Origin of the sequence: Mycobacterium sp. 1245805.9 (assembly GCF_001672915.1) — a bacterium.
Classification (GTDB): Bacteria; Actinomycetota; Actinomycetes; order Mycobacteriales; family Mycobacteriaceae; genus Mycobacterium.
Genome location: NZ_LZKR01000216.1, coordinates 80,398 through 87,576, shown reverse-complemented (window position 1 = coordinate 87,576; position 7,179 = coordinate 80,398). Strand labels below are relative to the sequence as shown.

General features: G+C 69.3%; 9 protein-coding genes. 5 read left to right on the top strand and 4 right to left on the bottom strand.

Annotated elements, in window-relative coordinates:
- Positions 1–106: 106 nt before the first annotated feature.
- The 3 genes from A9X00_RS27750 to A9X00_RS27740 all read left to right on the top strand — a co-directional run bounded on the left by A9X00_RS27750 (position 107) and on the right by A9X00_RS27740 (position 2,427).
- Entirely contained in the window at positions 107–559 is a 453-nt protein-coding gene (locus tag A9X00_RS27750) for an Lrp/AsnC family transcriptional regulator (protein WP_067161100.1), read from the top strand.
- 44 nt (positions 560–603) lie between these two features.
- Positions 604–1,926 (top strand): L-lysine 6-transaminase, encoded by a 1,323-nt coding sequence (lat, locus tag A9X00_RS27745; protein WP_067161097.1) that lies wholly within the window; start codon positions 604–606, stop codon positions 1,924–1,926.
- A gap of 117 nt (positions 1,927–2,043) precedes the next feature.
- A complete protein-coding gene (locus tag A9X00_RS27740) occupies positions 2,044–2,427 on the top strand; it encodes a hypothetical protein (RefSeq protein ID WP_067161094.1) in 384 nt (127 codons plus the stop codon).
- A 10-nt stretch (positions 2,428–2,437) separates the two neighbouring features.
- Here A9X00_RS27740 and usfY read toward each other — a convergent pair whose 3' ends face one another.
- Together usfY and A9X00_RS27730 are read right to left on the bottom strand one after the other, a co-directional pair.
- Positions 2,438–2,773 (bottom strand): protein UsfY, encoded by a 336-nt coding sequence (usfY, locus tag A9X00_RS27735; RefSeq protein WP_232006961.1) that lies wholly within the window; start codon positions 2,771–2,773, stop codon positions 2,438–2,440.
- Between the two features lie 19 nt (positions 2,774–2,792).
- Positions 2,793–3,176: a phage holin family protein gene (locus A9X00_RS27730; RefSeq protein ID WP_067161093.1), complete on the bottom strand. Its 384-nt coding sequence runs from the start codon at positions 3,174–3,176 to the stop codon at positions 2,793–2,795.
- A 261-nt stretch (positions 3,177–3,437) separates the two neighbouring features.
- On the opposite strand from A9X00_RS27730, the gene A9X00_RS27725 reads away from it, so the two are divergent.
- The gene (locus tag A9X00_RS27725; RefSeq protein WP_067161092.1) at positions 3,438–3,875 is read left to right on the top strand and encodes an ATP-binding protein; all 438 of its coding nucleotides are present in this window, start codon (positions 3,438–3,440) and stop codon (positions 3,873–3,875) included.
- Positions 3,872–4,663 (top strand): RNA polymerase sigma factor SigF, encoded by a 792-nt coding sequence (locus A9X00_RS27720; RefSeq protein WP_067161090.1) that lies wholly within the window; start codon positions 3,872–3,874, stop codon positions 4,661–4,663. Before A9X00_RS27725 ends, A9X00_RS27720 begins: the two co-directional genes overlap by 4 nt.
- Here the strand turns inward: A9X00_RS27720 and A9X00_RS27715 are convergent.
- Together A9X00_RS27715 and A9X00_RS27710 are read right to left on the bottom strand one after the other, a co-directional pair.
- Positions 4,634–5,053 (bottom strand): STAS domain-containing protein, encoded by a 420-nt coding sequence (locus A9X00_RS27715; RefSeq protein WP_067161087.1) that lies wholly within the window; start codon positions 5,051–5,053, stop codon positions 4,634–4,636. The two genes, A9X00_RS27720 and A9X00_RS27715, sit on opposite strands and share 30 nt — an antisense overlap.
- A gap of 203 nt (positions 5,054–5,256) precedes the next feature.
- Positions 5,257–7,050, bottom strand: a complete 1,794-nt coding sequence (locus A9X00_RS27710; RefSeq protein ID WP_067161084.1) for an acetyl/propionyl/methylcrotonyl-CoA carboxylase subunit alpha — start codon at positions 7,048–7,050, stop codon at positions 5,257–5,259.
- Between the last annotated feature and the right edge of the window lie 129 nt (positions 7,051–7,179).

The window sequence follows — 7,179 nt, the reverse complement described above, 5'->3', positions numbered from 1 at the left end:
ACAGCCCGGCGGCGAATCGCGCGCGGAGCTGCCACGGCGCCACCGTGCCCTGCCGGGCGCTCACGGCGCACCCGCGATTGCGGCTTTGCTGCGATAGTCTCCGCCAATGGGTGACGCGCTCGACGACATTGACCGGACCCTGGTGCGCGAGCTGGTCGCCAACGGGCGCGCGACCCTGGCGGAGCTTGCGGCGAAGGCGGGCCTGTCGGTCTCGGCGGTGCAGTCGCGGGTGCGCCGGCTGGAGTCGCGCGGCGTGGTGGCGGGGTATGCCGCGCGGATCAACCCGGAGGCGGTCGGGCACCTGCTCTCGGCGTTCGTCGCCATCACTCCCTTGGATCCCTCTCAACCCGATGATGCGCCCGCCCGCCTGGAACACATCGCGGAGATCGAGTCGTGTCACTCGGTGGCCGGCGAGGAGAGCTACGTCCTGCTGGTCCGCGTCGAGTCCGCCCGGGCGCTCGAGGACCTGCTGCAGCGGATCCGCACGGCGGCCGACGTCCAGACACGAAGCACTATCATCCTCAATACTTTCTACAGTGATCGGCAATACATACCATAATATTTCCTGCCTATATGCCGTGAGCCCGTAATAATTACGCTAGGATGGGCGGCATGACCACCGCCGTTACCGACCGGGTCCGGGAGACGTTGTCGCGCAGCATGCTGGTCGACGGTTTCGACCTGGTGCTGGACCTGACGCGATCGGCCGGCTCCTACCTGGTCGACGCCCGGGACGGCCGCCGTTACCTCGACATGTTCACCTTCGTCGCGTCGTCCGCGCTGGGCATGAACCACCCGGCGCTGGCCGACGACGACGACTTCCGCGCGGCGCTCCTGCAGGCCGCGCTGAACAAGCCGAGCAACCCCGACGTGGCCTCGGCGGCGATGGCCCGCTTCGTCGAGACCTTCGTCCGGGTGCTGGGCGACCCCGCGCTGCCGCACCTGTTCTTCGTCGAAGGCGGCGCGCTGGCGGTGGAGAACGCGCTCAAGGTCGCGTTCGACTGGAAGAGCCGGCACAACGAGGCGCGCGGTATCGACTCGGCGCTGGGCACGCGGGTGCTGCACCTGCGCGGCGCGTTCCACGGTCGCAGCGGCTACACGCTGTCGCTGACCAACACCAAGCCGGTGACCGTGGCCCGTTTCCCGAAGTTCGACTGGCCGCGCATCGACGCGCCCTACATCCGGCCCGGCGCGGACATGGACGCGCTCGAGGCCGAGTCACTGCGGCAGGCCCGGGCGGCGTTCGACGCGCACCCGCACGACATCGCGTGCTTCGTGACCGAGCCCATCCAGGGGGAGGGCGGCGACCGCCACTTCCGTCCCGCGTTCTTCGCGGCGATGCGCCGGCTGTGCGACGAACGCGACGCCCTGCTGATCTTCGACGAGGTCCAGACCGGCTGCGGGCTGACCGGAACCCCTTGGGCCTACCAGCAATTGGGCGTGCAACCCGACGTGGTGGCGTTCGGCAAGAAGACGCAGGTGTGCGGGGTGATGGCCGGCCGCCGGGTCGACGAGGTCGCCGACAACGTGTTCGCCGTCGCCTCCCGGCTCAGCTCGACCTGGGGCGGCAACCTGACCGACATGGTGCGGGCCCGCCGCATCCTGGAGGTGATCGAGGCCGACGGGTTGTTCGACCGTGCCGCCGAACAGGGGCGCTACCTGCTGGGCCGGCTGGTCGAGCTGGCCGGCGACTTCCCCGGGGTGGTCCTCGACCCCCGCGGCCGCGGCCTGATGTGCGCGTTCAGCCTGCCGGGCACCGCCGCCCGCGAGGAGGTGATCGATCAGCTGTGGCAACGACGCGTGATCGCGCTGCGCTGCGGGGAGGACGGCGTCCGGTTCCGGCCGGCGCTGACGGTCTGCCGCGGGGAGATCGACGCCCTGGTTTGCGCCCTGAGCGGCGCTTTGACGGCCGTGACGCGGGGCTGAGGGCGGTTTACCGTGGTCGGGCGCAGGGTATCCGGATCTGCATCATCGTGGCGCGTAACTAATCCGACGCAGCGAACGATTGACTAAGAAATCTGTCCAGAACAACGGGGGACGACGATGCAAACGGCGGATCAGCGGTCGCCGGGCGACCGCCTGGGGCAGGAGGACCGCGAGGTGCACGCGGCCATCCGGTTTGCCGCCCTGGCCGCGGCCGCGGGCATGGGCTTCCTGGTTCTTGCCGCGTTGTGGGTCAGCACCTGCCCCGGGACGGGCGTCGACACGGCGGCCTGTGGCACGCCCCAGCGCACGATGCTGGCGCTGGGCGGTCCACTGATCCTGCTGGCCGGGGCGCTCTGGGCGTTCCTGCGCACCTACCGGGTGTGGAAGGGCCACGGCACCTGGTGGGGGTGGCACGGCGCGGGCTGGTTTCTGCTGACGCTGATGGTGGTGGCCCTGGGGCTGGGCGTATCCCCGATCGCCGGCCCCGTGCTGGCGCTCTGACCCCCGCCGGCTAGACCCGGGAATCGGGGAGCGCGGGGCGCTCGCTTCGCCGGACGCTCTCGCTTCGCGGCACGAAGTGCCATTGCTCGTCGATGTGGCTCACCCGGCGATGCTCCACGACGAACCACAACGCCCCGGCGATCGTTCCCAGCACGGCCACCAGGCCGGTGGTGGCGACCCATTCGTAGTGGCCGTAGGCGGCGGCGGCCGTGGTGCTGATCATCCCGCCGATCGCGACGAGGAACAGGATGAACCCGGGCCAATAGAGGTTGTCCTTCATCGAGAAACCGGCGTGCGGTTGCGTCGTCCGGAAGTGGTCCGTCGGATCGCGATGCCTGTCGCTCATCACCCCTCCTTCGGTCGATTCAGGTTGTCGAGCCGGCCGTGTCGCGAACCCGCGCCTCGGGCAGCGAAATCGCGCCGATCGTGGTCACCAGCCACGCGATGATCGTCGCCGCGAACCAGGAGGCGGCGCCGCGGATGGTGAGCCCGTGCGTGAACGCCGCGGCGAGGTTCAACGCGACCAGGGTCAGCACCAGCCCGGCGCCCCCGAGCAGCAGCGACGCGTAGGCCCGCGGCAGCTTCACGATCAGCAGCGACAGGCTCGCCTGCGCCGCCGAGAACAACAGCACGGCGACGATGAAGCCCGACGCCGACACCGAAACGCCGGGCACGACCCAAGCCGCCGCCAGCAGGCCGACGGCCCACGACGCCAGAAAAACAACGGCACGAAGCAGAGCCTGCTTCATGTCCACAAGTGTAGGTCGCGGGTTAGGGCGGTGTTAAGGGTCCGCCGACGGGGTTACTCGCCGCTGCAAGTGGGTATCAGCTGTAAACCATGATGAGTGCCGGAAGGGTCGCGTCAGCGACGCCGACATCGATGCCCACTGCCATAGAGACGACCAGCGGCGGTGATTGTGACTAATCGGTTGGAACCCACGGTCGATGGCGGGTCGCGCGGCAATAGTCGCGGCAATAGTAATGTCAAGCAGACATTGCCGGGAGACCACATGACCGATCCGGGAGTTCGTCCGAACATGCGTCAACGCGGCCACCGCGCCGTCGAACTGCACGTTGCGGCACGCCTCGAGAACTTGGCGATGCTGCGCACGCTGGTCGGCGCCATCGGCACCTTCGAGGACCTGGACTTCGACGCGGTCGCCGACCTGCGGCTCGCGGTCGACGAGGTGTGCACCCGCCTGATTCGCTCGGCCACGCCCGACGCGACGCTGGTGGTCGTGGTCGACCCGCACGACGACGAGTTGGTGGTTGAGGCCTCCGCGGCATGCGACACCCACGACGTGGTGGCGCCCGGCAGCTTCAGCTGGCACGTTCTGACCTCCCTGGCCGACGAAGTCCAGACCTTCCATGACGGTCGCGAACCCGATGAAACCGGGAGTGTTTTCGGTATCACGCTGACCGCGCGACGGGCGGCCTCTAGCAGGTGACAGCGCGAGCTGCCGGCGGTTCGGTTTCGCGACCGAACGAGTATGCGGACGTCCCGGACATGTTCCGGGAGTTGGCCGGCGTCGCGCCCGAGTCGATGGAATTCCAGCGCCAGCGGGACAAGATCGTGGAGCGCTGCCTGCCGCTGGCCGACCACATCGCCCGCCGCTTCGAGGGCCGCGGCGAACCGCGCGACGACCTGGTTCAGGTGGCGCGGGTCGGCCTGGTCAACGCGGTCGTCCGGTTCGACGTCGAGACCGGGTCGGACTTCGTCTCGTTCGCGGTGCCCACGATCATGGGCGAGGTCCGCCGCCACTTCCGCGACAACAGCTGGTCGGTCAAGGTCCCGCGGCGCCTGAAGGAGCTGCACCTGCGGCTGGGCACCGCCACCGCCGACCTGTCCCAGCGGCTCGGCCGGGCGCCGACGGCGACCGAGCTCGCCGCCGAACTCGGCATGGAGCGCGACGAGGTGGTCGAGGGCCTGGTGGCGGGCAGCTCCTACAACACGCTGTCCATCGACACCGGCGGCGTCGGCAGCGACGACGACGACGCCCGCGCCATCGCCGACACGTTGGGCGACGTCGACGCCGGCCTCGACCGCATCGAGGACCGCGAGGCGTTGCGCCCGCTGCTCGAGGCGTTGCCCGAGCGGGAACGAATGGTGCTGGTGCTCAGGTTTTTCGAGTCGATGACGCAGACGCAGATCGCCGAGCGGGTCGGCATCTCACAGATGCACGTGTCGCGGCTGCTGGCCAAGTCGCTAACGCGGCTGCGGGACCAGCTGAAGTAGCGGCCGCGACGCGGCGCGGCCGGCCCGGGTGGCGCGCAGCAGCGGCTCGGCTTGCGGGGTCGTCACCGGTAGGGTGCCGTCGGGATCGCAGATCCGCAACAACCGCGCGACCGCCGGGCTCAGCACCATGGCCCAGTGCACCTGGGCGGCCGAGCACGTGACGTTGATCCGGTGTAGCGCCGAAAAACCAGCGGTACCAATGAATTCCAGGCCGCGCAGGTCGACGATGAGCCGGCGGGCGCGCCGGACGCTGCGTTCCGCGTAGATGGATAGCTGATCGGCGTTGGCGGCGTCGAGCTCACCGTCGACGGTGAGCACCGCCCCCAGCGCGCTCCGGCGGGAGGTGAATTGGGCGGTCCGGCTTTGTTGCCAAGATTGGGCCACAGACATGCGTGTCTCCGTCATTTGGAGGGTGTTGCTGCGGACGACGCGAGGTGGCTGTGAAGCTCGAGGTCCGGGAAGTTCGCCTTCCCGCTTGCCTGACGTGATCCGGGCGGCTGTGAACTCAACCTGAGTCCGACCCTACCCGCGCCGGGACGGGTCGGACAACGACCTTGAGGTTTCTTCTGAGTTTCTTTGTGTTATTTGATGTGTTATTTGATCTCGGCGAGGACCGTGCCCTGGGTGATGGCCGCGCCGGCCTCGACGGCAAGCCCGGTGATGGTGCCGTCCTTGTGCGCGGTGACCGGGTTTTCCATCTTCATCGCCTCGAGGACCACGACCAGGTCGCCGGCGGCGACCTCCTGGCCCTCCTCGACCGCGACCTTGACCACGGTGCCCTGCATGGGCGCGGTCACGGCGTCGCCGGAGGCGGCCACGCCCGCGTGCGATCCGCGCTTGCGCGGCTTGGGCTTCTTGCGGATGACCCCGGCCGGGTCGGCCGAACCGTTGGCCAGGGCCAGGTCGCCGGGCAGCGACACCTCGAGCCGGCGCCCGCCGACCTCGACGACCACCGTCTGCCGCGGCCGGGCATCCTCTTCGTCGATCGGCTCGCCGCCGGTGAACGGCTCGATCGTGTTGTTCCACTCGGTCTCGATCCAGCGGGTGTGCACCGAGAAGCCGTTCTCGTCACCGATGAACGCCGGGTCACTCACCACCGCGCGGTGGAACGGGATGACCGTGGCCAGGCCCTCGACCTTGAATTCGTCCAGCGCCCGGCGGGAGCGCGCCAGCGCCTCCTCGCGGGTGGCGCCGTACACGATCAGCTTGGCCAGCATCGAGTCGAACTGCCCACCGATCACCGATCCGGCCTCAACGCCGGAGTCCAGCCGGACGCCCGGTCCGCTGGGCGTCTCGTACTTGGTGACCGGCCCCGGGGCGGGCAGGAAGCCGCGCCCGGCGTCCTCGCCGTTGATCCGGAACTCGATGGCGTGCCCGCGCGGGGTGGGGTCCTCGGTGATGTCGAGCTTCTCGCCGTTGGCGATCTTGAACTGCTGCAACACCAGGTCGATGCCCGCGGTCTCCTCGGTGACGGGGTGCTCGACCTGCAGGCGGGTGTTGACCTCCAGGAAGGAGATCAGCCCGTCCTGGCCGACCAGGTACTCGACGGTGCCGGCGCCGTAGTAGTGCGCCTCCTTGCAGATCCGCTTGGCGGACTCGTGGATCTCCTTGCGCTGCGCGTCGGTGAGGAACGGCGCCGGCGCCTCCTCGACCAGCTTCTGGAATCGGCGCTGCAGCGAGCAGTCGCGGGTGCCGGCGACGACGACGTTGCCGTGCTGGTCGGCGATCACCTGGGCCTCGACGTGGCGCGGCTTGTCCAGGTAGCGCTCGACGAAGCACTCGCCGCGGCCGAAAGCGGCGACGGCCTCGCGGGTGGCCGACTCGAACAGCTCGGGGATCTCCTCGAGGGTGCGCGCCACCTTCATGCCGCGCCCGCCGCCGCCGAAGGCGGCCTTGATGGCGATCGGCACGCCGTACTCCTTGGCGAAGGCCACCACCTCGTCGGCGTCCTTGACCGGGTCGGGGGTGCCGGGCACCAGCGGGGCCTGGGCGCGGGCGGCGATGTGGCGGGCGGTGACCTTGTCGCCGAGATCGCGGATGGACTGCGGGCTGGGGCCGATCCAGATCAGGCCGGCGTCGATCACCGCCTGCGCGAAGTCGGCGTTCTCGGAGAGGAAGCCGTAGCCGGGGTGGATGGCGTTGGCGCCGGACTTCTCCGCCGCGTCGAGGAGCTTGCCGAAGTCCAGGTAGGACTCCGCGGACGTCTGACCACCCAGGGCGAACGCCTCGGCGTCCAGCCGCACGTGCGGCGCGTCGGCGTCGGGCTCGGCATACACCGCCACGCTGGGCAGGCCCGCGTCGCGGGCCGCGCGGATCACCCGGACGGCGATCTCACCGCGATTGGCGACGAGCACCTTGGCGATCCTCGAGCTGGCGTGACTAGCCACTTCGCCTCCTGTTCGGCTGGACGTCTCTACGTCTCTTCGTCTCTAAGAGAATTTCTTACAAGTCTTGTCCGGGGAAGTTTATGCGCCGCGCCGCGCGGACTGACACCCGGTGTCCAAATCCGTTCCTGA